Source organism: Acidovorax sp. GW821-FHT10E04 (assembly GCF_059415185.1).
Genome location: NZ_JBWKMT010000003.1, coordinates 673,110 through 698,573 on the forward strand (window position 1 = coordinate 673,110; position 25,464 = coordinate 698,573).

A 25,464-nucleotide genomic window follows, 5' to 3' on the forward strand; every position below is an offset into this window, starting at 1 on the left:
CGCCACCCGCCCACCGAACCCCCACAGGAGCGCAGCATGCTGGAAGTCAAGGATCTGTTTGTGGCCTACGGCCAGAGCGAGGCACTGCACGGCATCTCGTTCGAGGGCCGGGAGAACGAAACCGTGGCCATCATGGGCCGCAACGGCATGGGCAAGACCACGCTGTTCAAAAGCCTCATGGGCGTGATGCCCGTCAAGAGCGGCCAGATCACCGTGGCAGGCCAGGACGTGACCAAGGACGAGAGCTTTCGCCGCGTGGCCAAGGGCATCGCCTACGTGCCGCAAGGCCGCATGATTTTCCCGACCCTCACGGTGCAAGAGAACATCGAGACCGGGCTGGAAAACTCCAAGACGCGGCAGATTCCCGAAGACATCTACGCGCTGTTCCCCGTGCTGTGGGACATGCGCCGCCGCAAGGGCGGCAACCTGTCGGGCGGGCAGCAGCAGCAGCTGGCCATTGCGCGAGCGCTGGTCACCGACCCCAAGGTGCTGCTGCTCGACGAGCCCACCGAGGGCATCCAGCCCTCGATCATCAAGGACATCGCCAAGGCGCTCAACGAGATCCGCAAGCTGCGCCAGATCACCATCGTGGTGAGCGAGCAGGTGCTGTCATTCGCGATGGACGTGGCCGACCGGCTGTTCGTCATCGAGGGCGGCCGCCTGGTGCATGAGACGGCACGCGCTGACACCGACCAGCAGCGCATCAAAGCCTATCTGTCTGTTTGACGAAGTTCGCAGCTGCGTCAGCGCAACGTCCTGCCTTCAACCCCTTTCATCACCCACCCCTTCCAAGGAGCACGCCATGGCTGAAACCCTGATCAAGGTCGATCTGAGCAAGTCGCCCACCGAGAACGAGAACATCCACAACCGCTGGCACCCCGACATCCCCATGGCCTGCTGGGTCAACCCTGGCGATGAGTTCGTGCTGGAGACGTTCGACTGGACGGGCGGCTTCATCAAGAACAACGACAGCGCCGACGACGTGCGCGACATCGACCTGACCACGGTGCACTACCTCAGCGGCCCCGTAGGCGTGAAGGGCGCCGAGCCGGGCGACCTGCTGGTGGTGGACCTGCTGGACATTGGCGCCAAGCAGGACAGCCTGTGGGGCTTCAACGGTTTCTTCAGCAAGAAAAATGGCGGCGGTTTTCTGACCGAGCACTTTCCCCAGGCGCAAAAGTCCATCTGGGACTTTCATGGGATGTTCACCAGCTCGCGCCATGTGCCGGGTGTGAAGTACGCCGGCCTCATCCACCCCGGCCTGATCGGCTGCCTGCCCGACCGCAAGATGCTGGAGCAGTGGAACGCCCGTGAGCAGACCCTGATCGACTCGGACCCCACGGCCGGGCTGGCCAACCCACCCTCGGCGGGCACCGCGCACATGGGTCGCCTGACTGGAGAGGCCAAGGCCAAGGCGGCTGCCGAAGGCGCCCGCACGGTGCCACCGCGCGAGCATGGGGGCAACTGCGACATCAAGGACTTGTCGCGCGGCGCCAAGGTGTTCTTCCCGGTGTATGTGGACGGTGCCGGGCTGTCGGTGGGCGACCTGCACTTCAGTCAGGGCGATGGCGAAATCACCTTCTGCGGCGCCATCGAGATGGCGGGCTGGGTGCACATGAAGGTCACGCTCATCAAGGGCGGCATGGCCAAGTACGGCATCAAGAACCCCATCTTCAAGCCCAGCCCCATCACGCCCACCTACAACGACTACCTGATCTTTGAAGGCATCAGCGTGGACGAAAGCGGCAAGCAGTACTACCTGGATGTGAACGTGGCCTACCGCCAGGCCTGCCTGAACGCCATCGAGTACTTGAAGAAGTTCGGCTACTCGGGCGCGCAGGCCTATTCCATTCTGGGCACCGCGCCTGTGCAGGGCCACATCAGCGGCGTGGTGGATGTGCCCAACGCCTGCGCCACGCTGTGGCTGCCCACGCAGATCTTTGACTTTGACATCAACCCCAGCGCCGCAGGGCCGGTCCAGCACCTGGATGGCTCGGTGGCCATGCCGCTGTCGCCCGATCTGGCCTGACCCACGGGGCGCCTTCGCCAGAAAGAAACCGCCATGCCCACCTACGACTACGCCTGTGCCCAGTGTGGCGGTTTTGATGCCTTCCGCCTGCTGGCGGACCGCAACGAACCCGCCGCCTGCCCGGACTGCGGCGCCGCATCGCCGCGCGTGTTTGCCACCGCGCCGCGCCTGGCGCTCATGAGTGCGTCCGCACGCAGCGCCATCGCCACCAACGAGCGCGCGCGCCACGAACCGCAGCGCTCGGGTGACTACGCCCGCCTCAAGCACCCCGCAGGCTGTGGTTGCTGTTCGTCATCGCAAAGCCGCAAGGCCACGGTGACGGCGCCCAGCGGCGCCAAGGCGTTTCCCAGCAAACGGCCCTGGATGATTTCTCATTGATAGGGGTGCTTCACCATGATTCACGGCGATATCTCCAGCAGCAAGGACACCGTCGGCGTGGCGGTGGTCAACTACAAGATGCCACGCCTGCACAGCAAGGCCGAGGTGCTGGACAACGCGCGCAAGATCGCGGACATGCTGGTGGGCATGAAGACCGGCCTGCCCGGCATGGACCTGGTGATCTTTCCGGAGTACAGCACCCACGGCATCATGTACGACGCCCAGGAGATGATGGACACGGCGGCCACCATCCCCGGCGAGGAGACCGAGATCTTCGCCGCCGCCTGCCGCAAGGCCAAGGTGTGGGGCGTCTTCTCGCTCACCGGCGAGCGCCATGAGAAGCACCCGCACAAGGTGCCGTACAACACCTTGATCCTGATGAACGACCAGGGCGAGATCGTGCAGAAGTACCGCAAGATCATGCCCTGGACCCCCATCGAAGGCTGGTACCCGGGGGACACCACGTACGTGAGCGAAGGCCCCAAGGGCCTGAAGATCAGCCTCATCATCTGCGACGACGGCAACTACCCCGAGATCTGGCGCGACTGCGCCATGAAGGGCGCTGAGCTCATCGTGCGGTGCCAGGGCTACATGTACCCCGCCAAGGAGCAACAGATTCTGATGAGCAAGGCCATGGCCTTTGCCAACAACACCTACGTGGCCGTGGCCAATGCCGCCGGGTTCGACGGCGTGTACAGCTACTTTGGCCACAGCGCGCTGATTGGCTTTGATGGCCGAACGCTCGGTGAATGCGGCGAGGAGGAATACGGGGTGCAGTACGCAGCGTTGTCAAAAAGCCTGATCCGCGACTTCCGCAGGAACGGGCAGTCCGAAAACCACCTCTTCAAGCTGCTGCACCGGGGCTACACCGGCATGATCAACTCCCGCGACGGGGACCAGGGCGTGGCCGCCTGCCCGTATGACTTCTACACCCGCTGGGTGAATGACCCCGAAGGCACCCGCAAGGCCGTGGAAGCCATCACCCGGCCCATGGTGGGCACCGAGGAATGCCCGATGAAGGGCATCCCCAACCCTGACAGCGCAGGCCGCAGCTGACGCCAACGGGGGGTGTGGCGCGGGTTCGCCCGTTCGATGCACTGCAGCGGCCTGAGATCTTCAAACAGTGTCAACCGCCTGTGCGAGGCCCGCACTGCGCCCGATAATCGGCCCCCATGCGTGGGCCGTTCTTTTCTATCCTGTGGATGTCGTCCTGTGCGCTGCTGTGCGCCGTGCTCGCGGGCTGCGCGGGCAACGCGCCCACGCAGCGCGGCGAGGTCAAGGGCGCATCCGCCGCGCCCGGTGAGCTGGCCCAGTCCGACATGAACCGCCTGGCCACGCTGGCCATGCAGGAGAACCTGGAGGGCTTGTTCCGCCTCATGGACAAGCTCTACCGCCGCAACCCCGCCGAATGGCGCAAGACCAGCACCACCAGCCGCGAGCACGCCGCCGAGCAGGTGCGCACGGCCATCCTGCAGCGCCAGCCCTGGGCGCCACTGCAGGGGCGCCGTGACATCGCCGCGATGGGCTTTGCGCTGGCGCCGGAGTTTGCGGGAGACCGCGTGGCGGCGTTCATCCATGCGACGGCCGACATGATCATCACGGCCCATGGCGGCAAGACCGAGTTCTTCTTGCTCGACGGTGTGGATGCCCAGCACCTCTACAACGCCGCGCGCAATGTGGAAAGCGCCGTGTGGCTGCTGGCCCAGCGCCGCAATGCCCAGGGCCAGCCGCTGCTGCTGGCCGACGAAATCGGGCCCCAGGGCCGCAACCTGAGCTTCGAGCGCGAGTTCGGCAAGGTCATCGCGCGGCTCGACCTGCTGGCCGCCCTGACCACCGAAAAGTACCGTCGCGCTGCCATCAGCTACGTGCAGGGTATCGTGGGCGGGACTTTCCTGCAGTTTCTGCCGGTGCGTTAAGGGCGATTCGACCGCGTCCAGCGCGGGACGCGCCGTGAGCGCGCGCCGACGCGCATGAACGTTCCAGATGGAAACGTGGCGTTACACTTTGGCCACCCTTCCACTCCAAATCGGGACTTCACCATGCGCCAACGTGCATTGCTGTGGCTCACTGCGTTCTTGTTGGCCATGGTGGCCGCGACCGCAGCGCATGCCCAAGACGCGGACCTTTCCATCACAAAGACCGATGGAGTGACCACGGCCACGCCGGGCGGATCGGTGACCTACACCATCACCGCCAGCAATGCAGGGCCGGACCCCGCCGTCGGTGCCACGGTGGCGGACACTTTTCCGGCCGTGCTCACCGGCACCTGGACCTGCGTGGGCGCGGGCGGCGGCACCTGCACGGCGGCGGGCAGCGGCAACATCAACGATGGCGTCAATCTGCCCGCGGGCGGCTCGGTGACTTACACGGTGAGCGCCGCGATCAATGCGTCTGCGACGGGCACGCTGACCAACACCGCGACGGTGACGTCTGCCGTGAACGACCCCAACCCAGCCAACAACAGCGCCACCGACTCCGACACGCTCACGCCACAGGCGGATCTGTCCATCACCAAGACCGATGGCGTGACCACGGCCGTTCCGGGCGGATCGGTGACGTACACCATCACCGCCAGCAACGCGGGGCCGTCTAATGCGTCGGGGGCCGCGGTGCTCGATACCTTCCCTGCCGCGCTCACCGGCACCTGGACCTGCGTCGGCGCGGGCGGAGGCACCTGCACGGCGGCGGGCAGCGGCAACATCAACGACATCGTCAACCTGCCCGCGGGGGGATCGGTCACCTACACGGTGAGCGCCACGATCAGCGGTTCGGCGACCGGAACGCTGGTCAACACGGCGACGGTGACAGCGCCGGGCGGGGTGACCGATCCCAACCCCGCCAACAACAGCGCCACCGACACCGACACCCTCGCGTCGCAAGCCGACCTGGCCATCACCAAGACGGATGGTGTGACCACGGCCGTTCCGGGCGGCTCGGTCACCTACACCATCACCGCCAGCAACGCCGGCCCATCGAACGCCGCAGGCGCGGGCGTGGTGGACACCTTCCCCGCCGCCCTCACGGGCACCTGGACCTGCGTCGGCGCGGGCGGAGGCACCTGCACGGCGGCGGGCAGCGGCAATATCAGCGACACCGTCAACCTGCCCGCGGGCGGCTCGGTGACCTACACCGTCAGCGCGACGGTGAGTGCGGCGGCCACGGGAACGCTGGTCAACACGGCGACGGTGACGGCGCCGGGCGGGGTGACCGACCCCAACCCGGCCAACAACAGCGCCACCGACACCGACACCGTCACGCCGCAGGCGGATCTGGCCATCACCAAGACGGACGGCGTGACCACGGCCACCGCGGGCGGCTCGGTGACCTACACCATCACCGCGAGCAATGCCGGGCCCTCCGGCGTCGCTGGGGCGACGGTGGCGGACACCCTGCCCGCGGTGCTGACCGGCACCTGGACCTGCGTGGGCGCGGGCGGCGGCACCTGCACGGCGGCGGGCAGTGGCAGCATCAACGACACCGTCAACCTGCCCGCGGGCGGATCGGTGACCTACACCGTCAGCGCCACGGTGGGCGCGTCGGCGACGGGGACACTGGTCAACACCGCGACCGTCGCGGCCCCAGGTGGCGTGACCGACCCCAACCCCGGCAACAACAGCGCCACCGACACCGACACCATCGCGGCGGCCCCGAGCGCGATTCCGTCCCTGTCGGAATGGGCGCTGTGGCTGCTCGCCGGCCTGGTGCTGCTGGCCGCGCTGGGCCAGCGCCGCCAGATGCGCTGACCGCGGGCGGGCCAACTACAATCGGCCCCTGGTCCAAGGAGCGTTGCAGCGGCTTGCCGTGCCCTGGTGGGGCATGGCGGCTCGTCAGGCTTGGGCCGCGCATCCCTCAGTACATTGACAACGACGCTCACCTGAACCCCCTTGTGCCGCGCAGGTGAGCCTTATGTCAGATTTGTCCGTCCCCCCCATGAAGTTGTCCGGCCTGGAGCCTGTCTCCATTGGCGAGGGCACGCTGTTCGTCAACATCGGCGAGCGCACCAACGTCACCGGCTCCAAGGCGTTCGCGCGCATGATTTTGAACGGCCAGTATGAAGAGGCCCTGGCCGTGGCGCGCCAGCAGGTGGAAAACGGCGCCCAGGTCATCGACATCAACATGGACGAGGCCATGCTCGACAGCAAGGCCGCCATGGTGCGCTTTCTGCAGCTCATCGCGTCCGAGCCCGACATCGCGCGCGTGCCCATCATGGTGGACAGCTCCAAGTGGGAGGTGATCGAAGCCGGCCTGCGTTGCGTGCAGGGCAAGGGCATCGTCAACTCCATCTCCATGAAGGAGGGCGTGGACAAGTTCAAGCACGAGGCGCGCCTGGTGCGCCGCTACGGCGCCGCTGCGGTGGTCATGGCGTTTGACGAAAAAGGCCAGGCCGACACCTACGAACGCAAGATCGAAATCTGCGAACGCGCCTACCGCATCCTGGTCGATGAAGTGGGCTTCCCGCCCGAAGACATCATCTTCGACCCCAACATCTTCGCCGTGGCCACCGGCATCGAAGAGCACAACAACTACGCCGTCGATTTCATCGAGGCCGTGCGCTGGATCAAGCAGAACCTGCCGGGCGCCAAGGTCTCGGGCGGCGTGTCGAACGTGTCGTTCAGCTTCCGGGGCAACGACCCCGTGCGCGAGGCCATCCACACCGTGTTCCTGTACCACGCCATCAAGGCGGGCATGGACATGGGCATCGTCAATGCTGGCATGGTGGGTGTGTACGACGACCTGGAGCCCGTGCTGCGCGAGCGCGTGGAAGACGTGGTGCTCAACCGCCGCCCCGACGCCGGCGAGCGCCTGGTCGAGATCGCCGAAACCGCCAAGAGCGGCGCCAAGGACGAGAGCAAGAAACTCGAATGGCGCGGCACGCCCGAGCACCCCAAGACCGTGGGCGAGCGCCTGTCGCATGCGCTGGTGCACGGCATCACCGACTTCATCACCGAGGACACCGAAGAGGCCTACCGCGAGATCCTGGCCAGGGGCGGCCGTCCGCTGCACGTGATCGAGGGCCCGCTCATGGACGGCATGAACGTGGTGGGCGATTTGTTCGGCGCTGGCAAGATGTTCCTGCCCCAGGTGGTGAAAAGCGCGCGCGTGATGAAGTCCGCCGTGGCCCACCTGATTCCGTACATCGAGGAAGAAAAGCGCCAGGACGAACTGGCCGGGCGCGACGTGCGCAGCAAGGGCAAGATCGTCATCGCCACCGTCAAGGGCGACGTGCACGACATCGGCAAGAACATCGTCACCGTCGTGCTCCAGTGCAACAACTTCGAGGTGGTGAACATGGGCGTGATGGTGCCCTGCCACGAGATCCTGGCGCGCGCCAAGGTCGAGGGCGCCGACATCGTGGGCCTGTCGGGCCTGATCACCCCCAGCCTGGAAGAAATGCAGTACGTCGCGGGCGAGATGCAGAAGGACGAGCACTTCCGCATCAAGAAGATCCCGCTGCTCATCGGCGGCGCCACCACCAGCCGCGTGCACACCGCCGTGAAGATCGCGCCGCACTACGAAGGCCCCGTGGTCTACGTTCCCGATGCCTCGCGCAGCGTCAGCGTGGCGCAGAGCCTGCTGGGCGACGGCGTGCAGAACTACGTGGACGAGCTGAATGCCGACTACGACAAGGTGCGCATCCAGCACGCCAACAAGAAGGCCACGCCCCTGTGGCCCCTGGCCAAGATCCGCGCGAACAAGACACCCGTGGACTGGTCCGCCTACCAGCCCGCCGTGCCACGTGCGCTGGGCCGCCGCGTGTTCAAGAACTTCGACCTGGCCGAGCTGGCCAGGTACATCGACTGGGGCCCGTTCTTCCAGACCTGGGACCTGGCCGGCCCGTACCCCGCCATCCTCACCGATGAGGTGGTGGGCGTGGAGGCCACGCGGGTGTTTGCCGATGGCCAGGCCATGCTGAAAAAAATCATCGAAGGCCGGTGGCTCACGGCCAGCGGCGTGATGGCGCTGCTGCCCGCCAACAGCGTGAACGACGACGACATCGAGTTCTACACCGACGACACCCGCACCGAGGTCGCCATGACCTGGTACGGCCTGCGCCAGCAAGCGGAAAAGCACACCATCGACGGCGTGACCCGCCCCAGCCGCTGCCTGGCCGACTTCGTGGCGCCCAAGGAAAGCGGCATTGCCGACTACGCCGGCATGTTCGCCGTGACGGCGGGCCTGGGGATCGAGAAGAAGGAAAAGGCCTTCATCGACGCGCTGGACGACTACTCCGCCATCCTGTTCAAGAGCCTGGCCGACCGCCTGGCCGAAGCCTTTGCCGAAGCCCTGCACCACCGCGTGCGCACCGACCTGTGGGGCTATGCCGCCGGCGAGGCGCTGAGCAACGACGACATGATCGCCGAGAAGTACCGCGGCATCCGCCCCGCGCCCGGCTACCCCGCCTGCCCCGACCACAGCGCCAAGAGCGAGCTGTTCCGTGTGCTGCAGTGCGAAGACATCGGCATGACCCTCACCGAAAGCCTGGCCATGATGCCGGCGGCCAGCGTGAGCGGCTTCTACATCGGTCATCCGGATGCCGTGTACTTCAACGTCGGCAAGATCGGTGAAGACCAGTTGCACGACATGGCGCAGCGCCGCAGGATGGATGAGAAGGTGCTGGAGCGGTTGCTGGCGCCGAATCTGTGATGCTATTGATTTTATAGCATCTGGCACTTGATGGATAAGCGCCAGGGGCTGATTTGATCGAATGGACAGAAAGGCCCCGCACGCGGGGCCTTTCTGTTGGTGGCTTTGCCGGAAAGCGCTTCGCAAGCCATGGGCCTGCCTCCAGACCGGCGCGCCTGCGCCATGCCTGGCGCGTGTTTTCGGCAGTGGGAACCCTACTTCAGGAGGGATGCTATTTGCCAGGGCGCAGCATGTAATCAGCCACGATTGGGACAAGCTCGGTGCGGCGCTGCCGCTGCACTTTTCACAGGACAGTGGCTCCCGCCGTGGGCCGCGCAGGGCCCGCCCAAGCACAAGACAAAGAACTGTGTAGGGGCGATGCCAATGCTGCGTTTCCATGGATTTCCGGAGGGGCTCCGTCATGCGGCCCTGCGCCTGCTGGCTTGCGCGGCGCTGCTGGCGGGTTTGCTGCAGCCTGGCATGGCCAGCGCCGCGCACACCTCGCTCATCTGCCCGGCCAAGGGTGGTGGGGTCACGCAAGGCGGCACGGTCACCATCGACGTGACCGACTGCACGCCAGGTATTGGCTGGGCGGGCACCGGTCCGGTGGACGGGCCGGCGTTACCTGTGCATGGCAGTGCCAACCTGCGCATCACCGGACCGAACTGGGTCCTGGACTACAGCCACAATGGCAACAGCGCCACCAGCGACTACTTCGAGTTCACCGACGCATCGGGCAACGCCACTGCGCAAAGCGTCGTGGGCGTGACGGTCACCATCCATCCCTCGTCGTCTCCCATTGCGGTCGCACCCGCAACATTGCCCGCCCTGACGGCGGGCACGCCGTTTTCGCAGGCCCTCAGCGCCAGCGGCGGCACGGCGCCATACACCTACACGCTGCAAGGCGGCGCGCTGCCCCCGGGCCTCGGCCTGGCCGGTTCGGGCGCCATCACCGGCACGCCCACCCGGCGCGGGGGCTACACCTTCAGCGTGCGCTCCACCGACCATGGCGGCCTGTTCGTGGACAAGGGCTACACCGGCACGGTGGGCAACCCGAGCCTGGCGCTGGCCACCCCCACGGGCACGGCGGTGCAGGGCCAGCCCTTCTCGCAAGCACTGGCCACCACGGGCGGTGTGCCGCCCTACAGCTATCAGCTGGAGACGGGCAGCTTCCCGGCGGGCATCAGCATCTCCGGCGCGGGCGTGGTCAGCGGCACCACGGCGGCGTCCCTGGGCAGCTACCCGGTGACCTTGCGGGTCACGGACGCCAGCACGGGGCCTGGGAGCTATTTCGAGCTGGAGAACTACACGCTGGTGGTCAGCCAGCAGCCCGTGCTGTCCATCAACGACGTGGCGGCCAGCGAAGGCAATGCGGGCATGGCCCATTTCAGTTTCACGGTCAGCCTCAGCGCGCCCGCCGGGCCGGGCGGCGTCACCTTCGACATCGCCACGGCCAATGGCACGGCCACCGCGGGGGCCGACTACGTGGCGCACAGCCTCGCGGGCCAGGCCATACCCGCAGGCAGCAGCACCTACCCCTTCGTGGTGCAGGTGCCGGGCAATGCGCTCTTCCAGCCGGACAGGACGTTTTGGGTGAATGTGACCAATCTGGTGAATGCCGTGGCGGGCGACGCGCAGGGCCAGGGCACCATCGTCAACGACGACGCGGCCCCCAGCCTGTCGATCAACGATGTGACCGTGGTGGAGGGCCACGGCGGTACCACCGGCGCCGTCTTCACCGTGTCCCTGAGCGCGCCGAGCGGCTTCACCACCAGCGTCAACTACGCCACGGCCAACGGCACGGCCACGCAGCCCGGCGACTACACCGCCACCAGCGGCACGCTGACTTTCACGCCAGGGCAAACCTTGCTCACCGTCACGGTGCCCGTGGTCGGCGACACCACGCCCGAGGCCCACGAGACCTTCTTCGTCCACCTGAGCGGCGCCGTCAACGCCACCATCGCCGACAACCAGGGCCTGGGCACCATCACCAACGACGATGTGCCTGTGGCCGTCGGCCCCGGCACCCTGCCGGGCGGCACGGTGGCGGCGGCCTACAGCCAGACCCTGGCGGGCAGCGGTGGCGCAGGCCCTTATGCATTCGCGGTGACGGCGGGCGCGCTGCCCACGGGGCTGGCCTTGTCCACCGGCGGGCTGCTCGGCGGCATGCCCACGGCGGGCGGTGCGTTCAATTTCACGGTCACCGCCACCGACAGCAGCGCCTTTCCGGGGCCGTATGCGGGCTCGCAGGCCTATACCCTGGCCATTGCCAGCCCCACGGTGTCGCTGGCCCCCGCCATCGTGCCGGGCGGCACGCGCACCGTGGCCTACAGCACTCCGCTCGCGGCATCGGGCGGCACGGCGCCGTACACCCATGCCGTCACGGCCGGGGCGTTGCCGGGCGGGCTGCTGCTCAGCGCGGGTGGCGTGCTGTCGGGCACGCCCACGGCCACGGGGTCCTTCAACTTCAGCGTGACCGCCACCGACAGCAGCACCGGCACCGGCCCCTACACCGCCACGCGCGCCTACACGCTGGTGGTGGCCGATGCGGCGCCGGTGGCCAGCCACTCGGCGCACACGGTGGCCTATGGCTCCAGCGGCAACGCCGTGCCGCTGAGCCTCTCCGGCGGGGCGGCCACGTCGCTGGCCCTCACCACGCCGGCCGCGCACGGCACGGCGATGGTCAGTGGCACCACCCTCCAGTACACGCCCACGCCGGACTATGCGGGCAGTGACAGTCTTGCCTATACCGCCACCAACACCTCCGGCACATCGTCGCCCGCCACCGTCACGCTGACCGTGAGCCCGCCCACCCTGGTGGTCAGCCCCAACAGTGCGCAGACCGCCACGGTGGGCAGCGCCTACACCCGCACCTTCACCTGGAGCGGCGGCGCCGCCCCCTACACGGGCCTGCAGGTGCAGAACCTGCCCGCGGGCCTGTCGGTCACGGCCACCACGGCCGACAGCGCCACGGTGTCGGGCACGCCCTCGGTGGCCGGTGCGTTCAACCTCCACCTCACCGCCACCGACAGCAGCACCGGCGCCGGCCCGTTCAACGGCGCGCAGGCCGTGGCGCTCACGGTGGGAGCCCCCACCGTCACCCTGGCGCCCGCCACGCTGCCCGCTGCCGGCGCGTACAGCGCCTACAGCCAGACCCTCGCGGCGGCCGGTGGGCTGGCCCCGCACAGCTATGCCGTGAGCACCGGCGCCTTGCCCCCGGGCCTGGCGCTGAGCACGGCTGGCGTGCTGGCCGGTACCGTGGGCGCACCGGGCACCTACCATTTCACCGTCACGGCCACCGACGCCAGCGGGGCGGCCTATGCAGGCAGCCAGGCCTACACGCTGCAGGTAGCGCTGGCGCAGACCTACAGCGGCCCGTCCCCCACGGGCTCGGGCACCATCACGGCCAGCTTTGGCGGCGGCGGTGCGGGGTGCGTGTTCGCCAGCGCGCAGTTCATCCCGCCGTCGGGCCACGCGTCCAGCCCGCCCGCCCACAGCGCCCCGGCGGGGGTGCAGTTTCCGCACGGGCTGTTTGACTTCGCCACCACGGGCTGCACGCCGGGCAGCACGCTGCAGTTCACCATCACCTACCCCGGCGCGCTGCCGGCCCACACCCAGTACTGGAAGTACGGCCCCACGCCGGCCAGCCCGCCCAACGCGGCGCCACGCTGGTACACCCTGCCCGCCGGGGTGGCGGGCGCGGTGGCGACCTTCTCCATCACCGACGGCGCCCTGGGGGATGATGACCTGGCCGCCAACGGCGCCGTCGTGGACGCGGGCGGCGCGGGCTTCGGGCTGGCCGCCACGGCCGTGCCGCTGGGCGACGGGCTGATCTGGTGGCTGGCCCTGGGTCTGCTGGCCGTGGCCGCAGGCCAGCGCCGCCGGGGCGCGGGGTGATGTGCGGTTGATATGAAAATCATAGCTGCCAGCGCTTTCGGGATAAGCGCTGGGGCCCCATTTCATTCAAAGATTGCAGCCATCCGCTCCCTGCAAGATTCAGCCGCCCTGGCCTTGCGGCAGCCGGGCAATCACCTTGATCTCGAACTGAAACCCATACAGCCAGGTCACGCCAATGCCCGTCAGCGTGGGGTGGGGCGCCTCGCCCCAGAACTCGGGCACGATGCTCCACACCGCTTCAAAGTTCGCCTCGGGGTTGACGACAAACATCGTCACGTCCACCACATCGTCAAAGGTGCAGCCCGCCGCCTGCAGCACCGCGTCCAGGTTGGTGAACGCCCGCCGCACCTGCGCCTTCAGGTCGGGCTCGGGCGAGCCATCCTCGCGGCTGCCCACCTGGCCCGACACGAACAGAAAACCGTTGGACCGCACCGCCGGCGAATAGCGGTTGCGCTCGTACAGCGCCTGGCGACCGGCCGGAAACACCACATCACGTTGGGCCATGAAAAAACTCCTTCGGTGGGGCCGGCAAGCCGCCCCGTGTTGACGATGAAGGCACTGTAGAAGCGCGGGGCCGGCCGATAAACAGGCAAGCCTGTCCATCACTGTTCTTAGAATCCAAACAATCGCGGGCCGCACCAGGCCCATTGGAGCGCGGCACGGGCTCGACCCGCGCACCCCCACGGGCCCCCTGAGGCGGCCGCACCGGAGCATCCCCATGGACCGTTTTGACGCAATGCAGGCCTTCGCGCGGGTGGTGGAAACCGGCAGCTTCACCAAGGCGGCGGCAACCCTGCACATGAGCAAGACCACGGTGACCCAGCTGGTGCAGCAACTGGAGGCACGCCTGCGGGTCCGGCTGTTCAACCGCACCACGCGCAAGGTCCATGTCACCGCCGATGGCGCCGCCTACTACGAGCGCGTGGTGCGCCTGCTGGCCGACCTGGACGACGCCGAGACCAGCCTCTCCACCGCCGCCGCCGCGCCCCGGGGCCGCCTGCGGGTGGATGTGCCCAGCCCCCTGGCCCGGCTCGTCCTCGTCCCCGCGCTGCCCGCGTTCCACGCGCGGTATCCCGACATCCAGCTCGACATGGGCGTGAGCGACCGCCGCGTGGACATGCTGGGCGAGAACGTGGACTGCGTGGTGCGCGGCGGCACCCTCACCGACCAGTCCCTCATCGCCCGCCAGGTGGGCGAGCTCGCACTGCGCGTGTTTGCCGCTCCCAGCTACCTGCGGCACGCGGGCGTGCCCGCGCACCCGGGGGAGCTGGAGGACTCGCACCACCGCATCGTGGGTTTCCTGTGGGCGCGCACCGGCAAGCCGGTTCCCTATGCCATGCGCCGCGGCGGCGAGAGCATCCACGTGCAGGGCCGCTACGTGTGCGCGATGGACGACGGCAATGCCTATCTGGCCGCAGGGCTGGCCGGCATGGGGGTGCTGTGGCTGCCCAGCTACATGGCGCGGCCGCACGCGGCCAGCGGCGAACTGGTGCCATTGTTTGAAGGCTGGACGATGGACCCCATGCCCCTGTACGTGGCCTACCCGCCCAACCGCCATGTGAGCGCCAAGGTCCGGGTGTTCATTGACTGGGTGGTGGAGCTGATGGCGCTGCATGCACCGGTGGCGGTGCGGCGTGCCGATGGAAGCTATTGAAAATATAGCATTCAGGGTTCATGGATAAGCGCCCGGGGCCCATTCAGCTTCAGGATGGCCGGTCAACCCAAACCGCTGAAGCCCGCCGCGCAGCCATCAACCGCCAGGAAACCTACCCCTGCGCGCCCGCCGCCATCTCCAGCTGCATCATGATCATGTTGACCAACGTATGCACCGTGGGGCGGCCGGTCTCGATCACGAAGTGGGCCGTTTCGCGGTACAGGCCGTCGCGGTGCGCGTACAGCTCGCGCAGCTTGTCCATGGGGTTGCCCACCTGCAGCAGTGGCCGGGTCTTGTCGTGCTTGACGCGGCGGTAGATCTCTTCGGGCGAGGCGCGCAGGTACAGCACGTTGCCGAAGCGGCGCAGCACCTCCCGGTTGGCCGGGCGCAGCACGGCGCCGCCACCGGTGGAGAGCACCATGCCGCCAGGCTCCTGCGCCACCTCGGCCAGGACCTGGGACTCGACATCGCGAAAGCGCGCTTCGCCTTCCGCTTCGAAAAAGCTGCGGATGGTGGTGCCGAGGGTCTGCTCCAGCCGGTGGTCCAGGTCGACGAATGGAACACCCGCCCGGTGGGCGAGTTGCCGGCCGATGGTGGATTTGCCCGAGCCGGGCATACCGACCAGTGCACAGCGAATCTGCATAAATTTCCTGTTGTTAGGGCTGCCCAACTGGACGCAGAGTGTAAGGCGGCGGGCGCTCAGAGCGCGGCGTACACCAGGGCCGGATACAGCTCGCTCAGGTAGCGCAGTTGTCCCGGGGCCTGTGTGAGCAGGATGGCGAACAGGTCCTGCGCCGGGTCCACGAGGAAGAAGGTGCCGCCCAGCCCGCTCCAGCTGTAGTGCCCCGCCGAGCCGGGGCGCGTCGCCTGCCCGGTGGCCGTGCGCACCGCCACGCCCAGCCCGAATCCGTAGCCGGGGGGCAGCACGTCGCCGGCCGTGGGGATGCCGCCCAGGTGGTCCGCCGTCATGAAATCCACCGTGGCGCGGCTGGCCAGCCGCACGGGGCCGTCCGTGCCTTCCAGGGTGCCCCGGCCCAGCAGGAGCTGCAGGAAACGCGCGTAGTCCGCGGCGGTGGACACCAGCCCGCCCCCGGCGGATTCAAACGCGGGCGGGGCGGCCACGTCGATCAGCGCGACCTCGGTACCCGTCTGCGGGTCGCGCGCGAAGGGCTCGGCCAGCCGGTGCAGGTTCCGGGGAGGGACGCTAAAGCCCGTGTCGTGCATGCCCAGGGGCCCGAACACGCGGCGCTGCAGGATGGTGCCCAGGGGCGCGCCTTCCACCACCTCGAGCACGGCGCCCAGCACATCCGTGGCGCGGCTGTACTCCCAGCGGCTGCCGGGCGCATGCACCAGCGGCAGGGGGCCCAGCGCGGCCGCGAGACCGGCATTGGTGTGGCGGCGCGAACCAATGCGGGCAGCGCGGTACAGGTCGGGCACCGGGCCCGCCTCCCACGCGTAGCTGAGGCCGGCGGTGTGGCGCAGCAGGTCGTGCACGGTGGCCTCGCGCGGCGCGGGTGCCCGCTGGCCGGTGGCAGGGTCGTACACCTGCTGCCCGGCAAACGCGGGCAGGTAGTGCGACACGGGGTGTGCCAGCAGCAGGCGGCCTTCCTCCATGAGCATCAGTGCCACCAGCGAGGCAATCGGCTTGGTCATCGAGTAGATGCGAAAAAGCGTGTCGTGCTCCATGGCGGGGGCGTCCGCCCCGGGGCGCTGTGCGCCCACCGCCTGGTGCAGCACGGTGCGGCCCTGGTGGTGCACCAGCGCCACCGCGCCGGGCAGCACGCCCTGGTCCACATGGGCTTGAAGTACGTGGCACAGGCGTGCCAGGGGGGCTGGGTGCATGGGTTCCTCGAGACGGTGGTGGCAATGGGGCCCGCGCAAGTTCCGCGTGTCGGAACGTCGCCGGTGGTGGACGGATTGTTTCAGTCTGTTGCGGCATCCCGTGGCGGCAAGTCGCGCAGATGACTGGCGCACCCGCCAATCGCTGGGTGATTACCCTGAAATGTTCTGCACAGCGGAATGCGAGGTTGGGCATCCGGGGCTTCGTTATTAAGCTGGCCCGGCCTCGACCGCAAGGGGATCGCGCCGCTTCGGCGCATCGCGTGCGGCATGCGGGGCGGCTGGGCCGATGGCCGCAGCCTGTCTGCAAACCTACCAGGAGCACGACCATGGAGACACGCCCCCGCGGGGACGCCCCGAGCCCACGCCCCGAGGCCATGCCGCCCGCGCAGCACGGCCGCGCACCGCTCGCAGGGAGGGGCGGTTGATGGACCTGTTCCTGCAGCAAGTGCTCAACGGCCTCACGCTGGGCGGCATCTATAGCCTGGTGGCCCTGGGCCTCACGCTGGTGTACGGCATCCTGCACGTGCCCAATTTCGCCCATGGCGCGTTCTACATGGCCGGGGCGTTCGTGTCGTGGCACCTCATGGCGGCCTGGGGCTTCAACTACTGGGTGGCGATGGCGGGCTCGGCCCTCGCCGTGGCGCTGATCGGCGTGGTGTCGGAGCGGCTGGTGTTCCACCCGCTGCGCAATGCCTCGGGCCTGCATCCGATGATCGCGGCCATCGGGGTGCTGCTGTTCCTGGAGGCCGGCGCGCAGGCCCTGTGGGGCGCGGACTTCCACCGCATGCAGACGCCGTACACCGGCATCATCGACCTGGGCGGAGTCACGGCGCCGGTGCAGCGCCTGCTGATCATCGCGGCGGCCTTCGTGCTCATGGTGGTGCTGCACCTGTTCCTCAAGAAGACGGTGACGGGCTCGACCATCATCGCCATGGCGCAGAACCGCGATGGCGCGTCGCTGGTGGGCATCGACGCGAACCGCGTGGCCATGCTCACCTTCGCCATCTCGGGCGCGCTGGCCGCGGTGGCCGCCACGCTGTATGCGCCCATCAACCTCGTGTACCCGGCCATGGGGCACCTCGTGATCACCAAGGCCTTCGTGATCATCATCCTGGGGGGCATGGGCAGCGTGCCCGGCGCCATCATCGGGGGGCTCATCATCGGCTTTGCCGAGAGCTTCGGGGCGTTCTACATCTCCACCGACTACAAGGACATCATCGCCTTCGTGCTGCTCGTGGCCATCCTGTCGGTGCGTCCGCAGGGCCTGTTCACCAAGGGGGTGCGCTGACATGGCATTCCTGGAAGGCAAATGGGGCTGGGCCCTGCTGCTGGCCGCCGGGCTGGCGTTTCCCCTGTTCGTGGGCAATGACTACCACCTCACGGTGATGGGCACCGCCTACATCTTTGCGATCGCCACCATCGGCCTGAACCTCATCACGGGCTACACGGGGCAGTTCAACCTGGCGCACAGCGGCTTCATGGCGGTGGGCGCCTACACGGTGGGCATCCTCACGGTGGACCACCAGGTGCCGTTCTGGGTGGCATTCGCGCTCTCGGGCGTGGTCACCACCGTGCTGGGCTTCTTCATCGGCGTCCTGTCGCTGCGGCTCAAGGGGCACTACTTCTCGATCTTCACGCTGTGCGTGGGCTACATCATGTTCCTCGTGATCGAGAAATGGGAAGGGCTCACCCATGGCACGGTGGGCATCATCGGCATCCCCGCCCCGTCGCCCATCGGGGGGCTGCGGTTCGACACGCCGCTGGCGCTGTACTACCTGGCCTTCTTCTGGCTGGTGGTGGGCATGTGGGCCATGCGCCGTATCGTCAACTCGCTGCTCGGGCGCACCTTCATGGCCATCCGCAACAGCGACGAGCTGGCCGAGTCGCTGGGCATCAACCTCATGCGCAACAAGGTGCTGGCGTTCATGCTGTCGGTGTTCTACGCGGGTATCGCGGGGGGGCTGTATGCGGGCTATGTGCGCTTCATCGGGCCCGGCGTGGCGGGGGTGGAGCACACCTTCGACATGACCATGTACATGCTCATCGGGGGGCTGGGGACGCTGCTGGGCCCGTTGCTGGGCGCGCTCGCCATGCCCTGGCTCACGCAGTACCTGCAGTTCCTGCAGGAGTACCGCTTCCTTGTCTTCGGTCCCATCCTCGTGCTGCTGGTGATCTTCGTGCCGCACGGCATCGTGGGCACCTACCTGGGCTGGAAGGCACGCCGCGCCACCCGGCCGTCCGCCACACCGCCCGCAGGAGGCGACCGTGCTTAAGATCGAACACCTCACCAAGCGCTTCGGCGGCCTGGCCGCCGTCAACAACGTCAGCACCACCATCGAGGCCGGCAGGATCAACGCGATCATCGGCCCCAACGGTGCCGGCAAGACGACGTTCTTCAACCTCATCAGCGGAATGCACCGGCCCAGCTCGGGCACCATCACGCTGGAGGGGCGCGACGTGACCTCGCTGCGCACCGACGAGGTGGCGCGCCTGGGCGTGGCGCGCACCTTCCAGACCACGGCGCTCTTTGACATGGCCTCGGTGCTGGACAACCTCATCGTGGGCCACCGCCTGCGCACGCGCTCGGGCCTGCTCGACGTGCTGTGCAATTCCAGCCGCCTGCGCGAGGAAGAGCGCATCTGCCGCGAGAAGGCGCGCGAGGCGCTCGATTTCGTGGGCCTCGCGCACCTGGAAAACCGCATGGCGGGCGACATCTCGCAGGAGGAGCGCAAGCGCGTGGCCTTCGCGCTGGCGCTGTCCACCGGGCCGCGCCTGGTGCTGCTGGACGAGCCCGCCGGCGGCGTGAACCCCGACGAGACCGAAGGCCTGGCCCAGCTCATCCGCAAGATGGTGGCCCATGGCCTCACCGTGTGCCTGATCGAACACAAGATGAACATGATCATGAGCCTGGCCGACAAGATCATGGTGCTGAACTACGGCGAGAAGATCGCCGAGGGCACCCCCGCCGAGATCCGCGCCAACCCGGCCGTCATCGACGCCTACCTGGGGAGCGAGCATGCTGCAGCTTGACAACCTCTCGCTCAAATACGGCAGCTTCCAGGCGCTCAATGGCGTGAGCCTGCATGCCCGGCAGGGCGAGCTGGTGGTGCTGCTGGGCGCCAACGGCGCGGGCAAGAGCTCGATCTTCCTGACCATCAGCGGCATCCACAAGGCCGCCGGCGGCAGCATCCGCTATGGCGACAGGGAGCTGGCGGGCATGAAGCCCTCTCAGATCGTGCAGCACGGCGTGGTGCAGTGCCCCGAGGGGCGCAAGCTGTTCCCCGGCATGTCGGTGCTCAAGAACCTGATGCTGGGCGCCTACGTGCACCGGGGCGACACGGCGGGCAGCAGGAAGGTGCTGGACGAGGTGTTCGCGCTGTTTCCCATCCTGGCCGAGAAGAAGGACGACCCCGCGGGCTCGCTCAGCGGCGGCCAGCAGCAGATGGTGGCCATCGGCCGCGCCATGATGGGCCGGCCCAAGGTGCTGCTGCTCGACGAGCCCTCGCTGGGCCTGGCGCCGCTGGTCATCAAGCAGACCTTCGAGGTCATCCAGCGCATCAACCAGGCCGGCACCACGGTGCTGCTGGCCGAGCAGAACGCGTTCGCGGCGCTCAAGATCGCGCACCGCGCCTACGTCATCGAGAGCGGCCGCATCGTGATGGAGGGCGACCGCGACAGCCTCATGAACAACGAGGCCGTGCGCCGGGCCTACATCGGCGCATAGGAGATGAGGAGCAGCACCCCCGCGGCGCCGCGCGCGTGCGACGGTAGTGCCACCTGTTTGACGACCCTGACTCGCAAGAGCCGCTTTTTCAGAAACCCCAAGGAGACATCAGCATGATCACGAAACGCAAGACCATCCTTCGACTCGGTGCCAGCGCCTTCGCGGTGGCCACACTGCTGGGTGCCACCGGCACCGCCTTCGCCCAGCAGGTCGTGAAGATCGGCTACTCGGGCCCCTTGAGCGGCGGAGCCGCGCTGTACGGCAAGAACGTGCTCAGCGGCATGGAGATGGCGGTGCAGGAGATCAACGCCAAGGGCCTGGAGGTGGCCGGCCAGAAGGTCAGGCTCGAGATCGTCGCGCTGGACGACAAGTACAACCCCAGTGAAACCGCCATCAATACCCAGCGCCTGGTGCAGGAGCACAAGGCTCCCGCGGTGCTGGTGCCGCATTCGGGCGGCAGCTTCGCGGTGATGGCCACCAACGAGGCGCAGAAGGTCCTGCTGCTCTCGTACACCAGCGTGCCGCAGATCACCGAGCGCAACAACAAGCTCACGCTGCGCATCCCGCCCGAGTTCACGTCCTACGTAAAGCCCTTCGTGAACCACGCCATGGGCAAGTACGGCAAGAACGTGGCCATCGCCAATGCCGACCACGACTACGCCAAGGCCTGGACAGCCGCCTTCAAGCCCGCGTGGGAAGCCGCGGGCGGCAAGGTGGTGGCCGAGAACCCCATGTCCTACAACCGCGCGACGGACTTCTACAGCGGCGTGAGCCGGGTGCTCGCCTCCAAGCCCGATGTGCTCTTCATCGGCGGCGCGTCCGAGCCCACGGGCCTGGTGATCAAGCAGGCGCGCGAGCTGGGCTTCAAGGGGGGCTTCGTGATCATCGACCAGGCCAAGATGGACGAGATCGGCAAGATCACCGGCGGCTACGGCCCCCTGGAGGGATCGATCGGCGTGCTGCCCGTGGTGGAGGACAGCTCGCCGGTGACCAAGGCCTTCGTGGAGCGCTTTCGCAAGACCCACCCCGGCCGCGACCCGAGTTCCGAGGTCTCGCTCAACTACACCACCGTGCACGCCACCGCGCTGGCGATGAAGCTCGCGGGCAGCACCACCGACGCCGCCGCGATCCGCGCGCAGCTGGACAAGGCCTTCAAGTCATTGCCCACCGAAAACAACCCGCACGAGATGGACGGCGTGAACGAGCGCGGCGGCTCCACGGCCAACACCCGCGTGGCCATCGTGGAAGGCGGCAAGGTCAAGGAGATCCGGCTGGACGCGCTGGCCAAGTAGGTCGGCGCGGGCCCTGGCCCGCCACACCACGCAGGGCCTGCCACGGAGAAGGGGCAGGCCTTTTTTTTGCAAGGGATCCTGCCGTGCACCGCGCGCTGCCCCGGCGCGGGCTGACTCCTGGATTTGCAGTGATTTTTGGCCGTTGGCGCTTGACTGGCAAGCGCAAGGTGCTATAAAAAGTGAAGCATCAGGCGCGCGGACCCGCCCCGGGAGGTGCGCTGCGCTCCTGTTCCTGCAGCTCGCGCCACTGAACCTTGCCCGTGCCCGACTTGGGCAGGCTGTCCACGAACTGCACGCGGCGCGGGCTCTTGTAGGCGGCCATGTGGTCGTGGCTCCAGTCGATGATGTCCTGCGCGCTCACCTGGCCCTTGAAGGCGTCGCGCAGCACGACCACCGCCTTCACGGTCTCGCCCCGGCGTTCGTCGTGCGCGGCGATCACGCACACCTCCTGGATGGCGGGGTGGGCGTACATCATGGCCTCGACCTCGGCGGGCCAGACCTTGAAGCCCGATGCGTTGATCATGCGCTTCAAGCGGTCCACCATGAAGAAGTAGCCGTCCTCGTCCACCTGCGCCAGGTCGCCGGTGCGCAGGAAGCGCTTGCCCTCCAGGGTGATGAAGCTGTCGGCCGTGGCCTGCGGGTTGTTCCAGTAGCCCACCATGACCTGCGGTCCGTGCACCACGATCTCGCCGGTCTCGCCCGGCGGCAGTTCGGCGAACGTCGCGGGGTCGACCACGCGCGCATCCACGTCGAACACCGGGATGCCCAGGCATTGCGGCTTGGGCCGGTGCGGCGGGTTGATGTGCGTGGCCGCCATGGTTTCGGACATGCCGTAGCCCTCCACGTAGTCCAGCCCCGTCAGCTCCTTGAGGCGCTGCGCCACCGCCTTGGGCATGGCCGCGCCACCGCCCCGGATGGCCTGCAGGCTGGAGATGTCGTAGTCGCCGATGCGCGGGTTGGCCAGGAAGTCCACCACCATGGTGGAGATGGCCTGCCAGATGCTGATGCGATAGCGCTGCATGAGCCGGGCCGTGGCGTCGCGGTCCCAGCGCGGCAGCACCACCACGGTGGCGCCCACGAACAGCGGCCCGTTCATGCTGCCCGACATGCCCGTGACGTGAAAGAGCGGCAGCACGGCCAGATAGGTCGCATCCGGCGTGCGCGAGAACCACTGCGCGCCGCCCACCAGCGTGCTCATGGCGCTGCGGTGCGTGTGCATGCAACCCTTGGGGTGGCCGGTGGTGCCCGAGGTGTAGGGCATCACGCACAGGTCATCGGGCCCGGCGGTCAGCGGGCCGGGCGCGAGCCGCTGCGCCAGCATGTCGCTCCAGAGCGTCACGCCCGGGGCGGCGATGGCCTCGCGCGGCGCGCTGACGAACGCGGGCACGGGCAGGTCGGTGGGCACCTGCAGGTAGTCGCTGTAGGCCGCGACGATCAGGTGCTCCAGGCCGGCGCCACCCTGCGCCCCGCCCACCAGCGGCTGCGCCTGCGCATGCAGGTCCTGCGGCAGGAAGGCCACGGTGGCCCCGCTGTCGTGTACATAGTGGCGCAGCTCGTCGGTGAGGTTCATGGGGTTCACCGGCACCACCACGGCATTGGCGCGCAGGATGCCGTAGAACGCCAGGATCCACTGCGGGCTGTTCTGCATGTACAGCAGCACTCGGTCGCCGGCCTTCACGCCGCACCGCTGCTGCAGGAAACCCGCGATGTGCTCGGCCTCCTGCTGGAACTGCCGGAACGTCACCAGCGTGTCGTAGAACACCAGGAAGGGCTTGTCCGGGTAGCGCGCCGCCGAAACCTCGGCGTTGTGGAACAGGTTGGTCTGCGGCAGCGTGAGGTGGCGGGACAGCCCCGGGGGCCAGTGGGCAAGGTGGCGGTCGGACATGCGGGGCGGGCTCCTGAAGGCGTGGTTCGGCGGCGGGGCGGTCAGCCGCGTTTCAGATGGCGTGCCAGCTCGTCCTTGGCGATGGCATTGCGGTGCACTTCGTCGGGGCCGTCGGCAAACCGCAAGGTACGTGCCTGGGCATAGGCGGCCGCGAGCGGGAAATCATCGCTCACCCCGCCGCCGCCATGCACCTGCATGGCCCAGTCGATCACCTGGCAGGCCATGCTGGGCGCGGCCACCTTGATCATCGCGATCTCCTTGCGGGCGACCTTGTTGCCCACGGTGTCCATCATCTGCGCGGCATTGAGCACCAGGAAGCGCGCCTGGTCGATCAGGATGCGCGCGTTGGCGATGCGCTCGCGCGTGACGCCCTGGTCGGCCACCTTGCGGCCAAACGCCGTGCGGCCCAGGGCGCGCTGGCACATCAGCTCCAGCGCGCGCTCGGCCACGCCGATGAGGCGCATGCAGTGGTGGATGCGCCCGGGGCCCAGGCGGCCCTGGGCGATCTCGAAGCCACGGCCCTCGCCCAGCAGGATGTTGGCCACGGGCACGCGCACGTTCACGAAGCTCACCTCGCCATGGCCGTGCGGCGCATGGTCGTAGCCGAACACGGGCAGCGCGCGTTCCATGGTCACGCCGGGCGTGTCCATGGGCACGAGGATCATCGACTGCTGCTGGTGCCGGCTGGCATGGTCGGGGTCGGTCTTGCCCATGAAGATCAGGATCTCGCAGCGCGGATCGGGCGCGCCCGAGGTCCACCACTTGCGGCCGTTGATGACGTAGTGGTCGCCGTCGCGCACGATGCGGGCTTCGATGTTGGTGGCGTCCGAGGAGGCCACGTCGGGCTCGGTCATGGCGAAGGCCGAGCGGATCCGGCCGTCGAGCAGCGGCAGCAGCCAGCGCTGCTGCTGCTCGGGCGTGGCATAGCGCGCCAGCGTTTCCATGTTGCCGGTGTCGGGCGCCGAGCAGTTGAAGGCCTCGGGCGCGATGTGCGAGCGGCCCATGATTTCGCACAGGGGCGCGTATTCCAGGTTGGTCAGGCCCGCGCCCAGGTTGGATTCGGGCAGGAACAGGTTCCAGAGGTTGGCGGCCCGGGCCTTGGCCTTGAGGTCCTCCATCACCTGGGTGGGCTGCCAGGCGTTGCCGGCCTTGCGGTTTGCGGCCACCTCGTGGTGGTACACCGGTTCGGCGGGGTAGATGTGTTCTTCCATGAACGCCGTCAGGCGCTGCTGCAGGTCGACGACCTTGGGGGAGTAGGTGAAATCCATGAAGGGGTGCTTTCCGCAAAGGGCAGGGAATGGAGCGGTGTCAGATCAGGCTGGCGCCGCCGTCCACCACGATCGCGTGGCCTGTGATGTGGCGCGAGGCCTCGGAGGCGAGGAACACCACGGCGCCCTTGAGGTCCTCTTCGCCGCCGATGCGGCGCAGCGGGGTGCGCTCGATCATGGCCGGGCCCAGTTTGTCGATGAGGCCGCTGGCCATCTTGCTCGGGAAGAATCCGGGGCAGATGGCGTTGACGCGGATGCCGTAGTGCCCCCATTCGGAGGCCAGCGTGCGCGCGAAGTGGATCGCCGCGGCCTTGGAGGTGTTGTAGGCAATGGTGTTCATGCCCGGCGGCGTGCCCTTGATGCCGGCCACCGAGGCCGTCACGATGATGTTGCCCTTGCCGCGCGGAATCATGCAGCGCTTGCCCACCTCGCGCGAGAGGAAGAAGGGCGCGTTCACATTGAGGTCCATCACCTTGTGCCAGGCGGCGTCGGGGTGGTCCTCGGCCTTGGCGCCCCAGGTGGCGCCCGCGTTGTTGACGAGGATGTCGATGGTGCCAAAGCGCTCCACCACCTGGTCCACCAGGCCGGGGATGTCCCCGGTCTTCTGCAGGTCGTTGACCACGGTCAACACCTCGCAGCCCAGGCCTTCCAGGTGCTTTTTCGCTTCGGCCAGCTCATCGGCCTTGCGGGCCGTGATGGCGAGCCTGGCGCCCATCTCGCCCAGGGCCTCGGCCATCTGCAGGCCCAGGCCGCGCGAGCCGCCGGTGACTAGGGCGACCTGGCCGGTGAGATCGAAGAGTTGCTTGACGCTCATGAGAAGGGCTTTCGTTGGAAGTGCGTGGAGCGCGCGGGCTCGAAGGCGACAGGGCGC

General features: G+C 68.0%; 20 protein-coding genes and 1 riboswitch. Of the genes, 14 read left to right on the plus strand and 6 right to left on the minus strand.

Features of this window, described 5'->3' with window-relative positions; genetic code table 11:
- Nucleotides 1-36 precede the first annotated feature (36 nt).
- The 8 genes from urtE to AC07OC_RS12495 all read left to right on the plus strand — a co-directional run bounded on the left by urtE (nucleotide 37) and on the right by AC07OC_RS12495 (nucleotide 12,928).
- Complete coding sequence (gene urtE / locus AC07OC_RS12460) at nucleotides 37-726, plus strand: urea ABC transporter ATP-binding subunit UrtE (RefSeq protein WP_492808234.1); 690 nt, start codon at nucleotides 37-39, stop codon at nucleotides 724-726.
- A gap of 76 nt (nucleotides 727-802) precedes the next feature.
- Nucleotides 803-2,029 carry a formamidase gene (fmdA, locus tag AC07OC_RS12465; RefSeq protein WP_218339192.1) on the plus strand — a complete coding sequence of 409 codons (1,227 nt, stop codon included), beginning with the start codon at nucleotides 803-805 and terminating at the stop codon, nucleotides 2,027-2,029.
- A gap of 33 nt (nucleotides 2,030-2,062) precedes the next feature.
- Entirely contained in the window at nucleotides 2,063-2,407 is a 345-nt protein-coding gene (locus AC07OC_RS12470; RefSeq protein WP_057228095.1) for an FmdB family zinc ribbon protein, read from the plus strand.
- Nucleotides 2,408-2,422: 15 nt separating this feature from the next.
- Nucleotides 2,423-3,463 (plus strand): aliphatic amidase, encoded by a 1,041-nt coding sequence (locus AC07OC_RS12475; protein WP_218296557.1) that lies wholly within the window; start codon nucleotides 2,423-2,425, stop codon nucleotides 3,461-3,463.
- Nucleotides 3,464-3,579: 116 nt separating this feature from the next.
- A complete protein-coding gene (locus tag AC07OC_RS12480; RefSeq protein ID WP_218296558.1) occupies nucleotides 3,580-4,323 on the plus strand; it encodes a hypothetical protein in 744 nt (247 codons plus the stop codon).
- A 123-nt stretch (nucleotides 4,324-4,446) separates the two neighbouring features.
- Nucleotides 4,447-6,150: an IPTL-CTERM sorting domain-containing protein gene (locus AC07OC_RS12485; protein ID WP_494601291.1), complete on the plus strand. Its 1,704-nt coding sequence runs from the start codon at nucleotides 4,447-4,449 to the stop codon at nucleotides 6,148-6,150.
- Nucleotides 6,151-6,179: 29 nt separating this feature from the next.
- A riboswitch (S-adenosyl-L-homocysteine riboswitch) is annotated at nucleotides 6,180-6,286 on the plus strand.
- Nucleotides 6,287-6,337: 51 nt separating this feature from the next.
- Nucleotides 6,338-9,052 (plus strand): methionine synthase, encoded by a 2,715-nt coding sequence (gene metH / locus AC07OC_RS12490; RefSeq protein ID WP_492244773.1) that lies wholly within the window; start codon nucleotides 6,338-6,340, stop codon nucleotides 9,050-9,052.
- Nucleotides 9,053-9,409: 357 nt separating this feature from the next.
- Nucleotides 9,410-12,928 (plus strand): putative Ig domain-containing protein, encoded by a 3,519-nt coding sequence (locus AC07OC_RS12495; protein WP_494601293.1) that lies wholly within the window; start codon nucleotides 9,410-9,412, stop codon nucleotides 12,926-12,928.
- Nucleotides 12,929-13,027: 99 nt separating this feature from the next.
- Here AC07OC_RS12495 and AC07OC_RS12500 read toward each other — a convergent pair whose 3' ends face one another.
- Nucleotides 13,028-13,432 (minus strand): RidA family protein, encoded by a 405-nt coding sequence (locus AC07OC_RS12500; protein ID WP_218296562.1) that lies wholly within the window; start codon nucleotides 13,430-13,432, stop codon nucleotides 13,028-13,030.
- Nucleotides 13,433-13,646: 214 nt separating this feature from the next.
- Here AC07OC_RS12500 and AC07OC_RS12505 point away from each other — a divergent pair, with 214 nt between their 5' ends.
- Nucleotides 13,647-14,582 carry a LysR family transcriptional regulator gene (locus AC07OC_RS12505; protein WP_218339188.1) on the plus strand — a complete coding sequence of 312 codons (936 nt, stop codon included), beginning with the start codon at nucleotides 13,647-13,649 and terminating at the stop codon, nucleotides 14,580-14,582.
- A 112-nt stretch (nucleotides 14,583-14,694) separates the two neighbouring features.
- Here AC07OC_RS12505 and AC07OC_RS12510 read toward each other — a convergent pair whose 3' ends face one another.
- Nucleotides 14,695-15,225: a shikimate kinase gene (locus AC07OC_RS12510; RefSeq protein ID WP_218296564.1), complete on the minus strand. Its 531-nt coding sequence runs from the start codon at nucleotides 15,223-15,225 to the stop codon at nucleotides 14,695-14,697.
- Nucleotides 15,226-15,281: 56 nt separating this feature from the next.
- Nucleotides 15,282-16,424: a serine hydrolase domain-containing protein gene (locus AC07OC_RS12515; RefSeq protein WP_218339187.1), complete on the minus strand. Its 1,143-nt coding sequence runs from the start codon at nucleotides 16,422-16,424 to the stop codon at nucleotides 15,282-15,284.
- A 424-nt stretch (nucleotides 16,425-16,848) separates the two neighbouring features.
- Here AC07OC_RS12515 and AC07OC_RS12520 point away from each other — a divergent pair, with 424 nt between their 5' ends.
- From AC07OC_RS12520 to AC07OC_RS12540, 5 genes are all read left to right on the plus strand, one after another.
- Nucleotides 16,849-17,712: a branched-chain amino acid ABC transporter permease gene (locus AC07OC_RS12520; RefSeq protein WP_218296566.1), complete on the plus strand. Its 864-nt coding sequence runs from the start codon at nucleotides 16,849-16,851 to the stop codon at nucleotides 17,710-17,712.
- Between the two features lies 1 nt (nucleotide 17,713).
- Nucleotides 17,714-18,697, plus strand: coding sequence for a branched-chain amino acid ABC transporter permease (locus AC07OC_RS12525; RefSeq protein ID WP_218339186.1), 984 nt, complete (start codon nucleotides 17,714-17,716; stop codon nucleotides 18,695-18,697).
- Nucleotides 18,690-19,454: an ABC transporter ATP-binding protein gene (locus AC07OC_RS12530; RefSeq protein WP_218296568.1), complete on the plus strand. Its 765-nt coding sequence runs from the start codon at nucleotides 18,690-18,692 to the stop codon at nucleotides 19,452-19,454. The genes AC07OC_RS12525 and AC07OC_RS12530 overlap by 8 nt, the downstream gene beginning before the upstream one ends.
- Nucleotides 19,441-20,148, plus strand: a complete 708-nt coding sequence (locus AC07OC_RS12535; protein ID WP_218296569.1) for an ABC transporter ATP-binding protein — start codon at nucleotides 19,441-19,443, stop codon at nucleotides 20,146-20,148. The genes AC07OC_RS12530 and AC07OC_RS12535 overlap by 14 nt, the downstream gene beginning before the upstream one ends.
- 113 nt (nucleotides 20,149-20,261) lie before the next feature.
- Nucleotides 20,262-21,440 (plus strand): ABC transporter substrate-binding protein, encoded by a 1,179-nt coding sequence (locus AC07OC_RS12540; RefSeq protein WP_369641075.1) that lies wholly within the window; start codon nucleotides 20,262-20,264, stop codon nucleotides 21,438-21,440.
- Nucleotides 21,441-21,627: 187 nt separating this feature from the next.
- Here AC07OC_RS12540 and AC07OC_RS12545 read toward each other — a convergent pair whose 3' ends face one another.
- From AC07OC_RS12545 to AC07OC_RS12555, 3 genes are read right to left on the minus strand one after another with little or no spacing between them, the layout of a single operon-like run.
- Nucleotides 21,628-23,325, minus strand: a complete 1,698-nt coding sequence (locus AC07OC_RS12545; protein ID WP_494601295.1) for a long-chain fatty acid--CoA ligase — start codon at nucleotides 23,323-23,325, stop codon at nucleotides 21,628-21,630.
- Nucleotides 23,326-23,366: 41 nt separating this feature from the next.
- Complete coding sequence (locus tag AC07OC_RS12550; protein WP_218296572.1) at nucleotides 23,367-24,593, minus strand: acyl-CoA dehydrogenase family protein; 1,227 nt, start codon at nucleotides 24,591-24,593, stop codon at nucleotides 23,367-23,369.
- A gap of 40 nt (nucleotides 24,594-24,633) precedes the next feature.
- On the minus strand, nucleotides 24,634-25,407 hold the full coding sequence (locus AC07OC_RS12555; RefSeq protein ID WP_218296573.1) for an SDR family oxidoreductase: 774 nt from the start codon (nucleotides 25,405-25,407) through the stop codon (nucleotides 24,634-24,636).
- Nucleotides 25,408-25,464 lie beyond the last annotated feature (57 nt).

Excerpts from the sequence above, each read along its gene's own strand:
- urtE (WP_492808234.1), top strand. The coding sequence starts at position 37 with ATGCTGGAAGTCAAGGATCTGTTTGTGGCCTACGGCCAGAGCGAGGCA.
- fmdA (WP_218339192.1), top strand. The coding sequence starts at position 803 with ATGGCTGAAACCCTGATCAAGGTCGATCTGAGCAAGTCGCCCACCGAG.
- AC07OC_RS12470 (WP_057228095.1), top strand. The coding sequence starts at position 2,063 with ATGCCCACCTACGACTACGCCTGTGCCCAGTGTGGCGGTTTTGATGCC.
- AC07OC_RS12475 (WP_218296557.1), top strand. The coding sequence starts at position 2,423 with ATGATTCACGGCGATATCTCCAGCAGCAAGGACACCGTCGGCGTGGCG.
- AC07OC_RS12480 (WP_218296558.1), top strand. The coding sequence starts at position 3,580 with ATGCGTGGGCCGTTCTTTTCTATCCTGTGGATGTCGTCCTGTGCGCTG.
- AC07OC_RS12485 (WP_494601291.1), top strand. The coding sequence starts at position 4,447 with ATGCGCCAACGTGCATTGCTGTGGCTCACTGCGTTCTTGTTGGCCATG.
- metH (WP_492244773.1), top strand. The coding sequence starts at position 6,338 with ATGAAGTTGTCCGGCCTGGAGCCTGTCTCCATTGGCGAGGGCACGCTG.
- AC07OC_RS12495 (WP_494601293.1), top strand. The coding sequence starts at position 9,410 with ATGCCAATGCTGCGTTTCCATGGATTTCCGGAGGGGCTCCGTCATGCG.
- AC07OC_RS12500 (WP_218296562.1), bottom strand. The coding sequence starts at position 13,432 with ATGGCCCAACGTGATGTGGTGTTTCCGGCCGGTCGCCAGGCGCTGTAC.
- AC07OC_RS12505 (WP_218339188.1), top strand. The coding sequence starts at position 13,647 with ATGGACCGTTTTGACGCAATGCAGGCCTTCGCGCGGGTGGTGGAAACC.
- AC07OC_RS12510 (WP_218296564.1), bottom strand. The coding sequence starts at position 15,225 with ATGCAGATTCGCTGTGCACTGGTCGGTATGCCCGGCTCGGGCAAATCC.
- AC07OC_RS12515 (WP_218339187.1), bottom strand. The coding sequence starts at position 16,424 with ATGCACCCAGCCCCCCTGGCACGCCTGTGCCACGTACTTCAAGCCCAT.
- AC07OC_RS12520 (WP_218296566.1), top strand. The coding sequence starts at position 16,849 with ATGGACCTGTTCCTGCAGCAAGTGCTCAACGGCCTCACGCTGGGCGGC.
- AC07OC_RS12525 (WP_218339186.1), top strand. The coding sequence starts at position 17,714 with ATGGCATTCCTGGAAGGCAAATGGGGCTGGGCCCTGCTGCTGGCCGCC.
- AC07OC_RS12535 (WP_218296569.1), top strand. The coding sequence starts at position 19,441 with ATGCTGCAGCTTGACAACCTCTCGCTCAAATACGGCAGCTTCCAGGCG.
- AC07OC_RS12540 (WP_369641075.1), top strand. The coding sequence starts at position 20,262 with ATGATCACGAAACGCAAGACCATCCTTCGACTCGGTGCCAGCGCCTTC.
- AC07OC_RS12545 (WP_494601295.1), bottom strand. The coding sequence starts at position 23,325 with ATGTCCGACCGCCACCTTGCCCACTGGCCCCCGGGGCTGTCCCGCCAC.
- AC07OC_RS12550 (WP_218296572.1), bottom strand. The coding sequence starts at position 24,593 with ATGGATTTCACCTACTCCCCCAAGGTCGTCGACCTGCAGCAGCGCCTG.
- AC07OC_RS12555 (WP_218296573.1), bottom strand. The coding sequence starts at position 25,407 with ATGAGCGTCAAGCAACTCTTCGATCTCACCGGCCAGGTCGCCCTAGTC.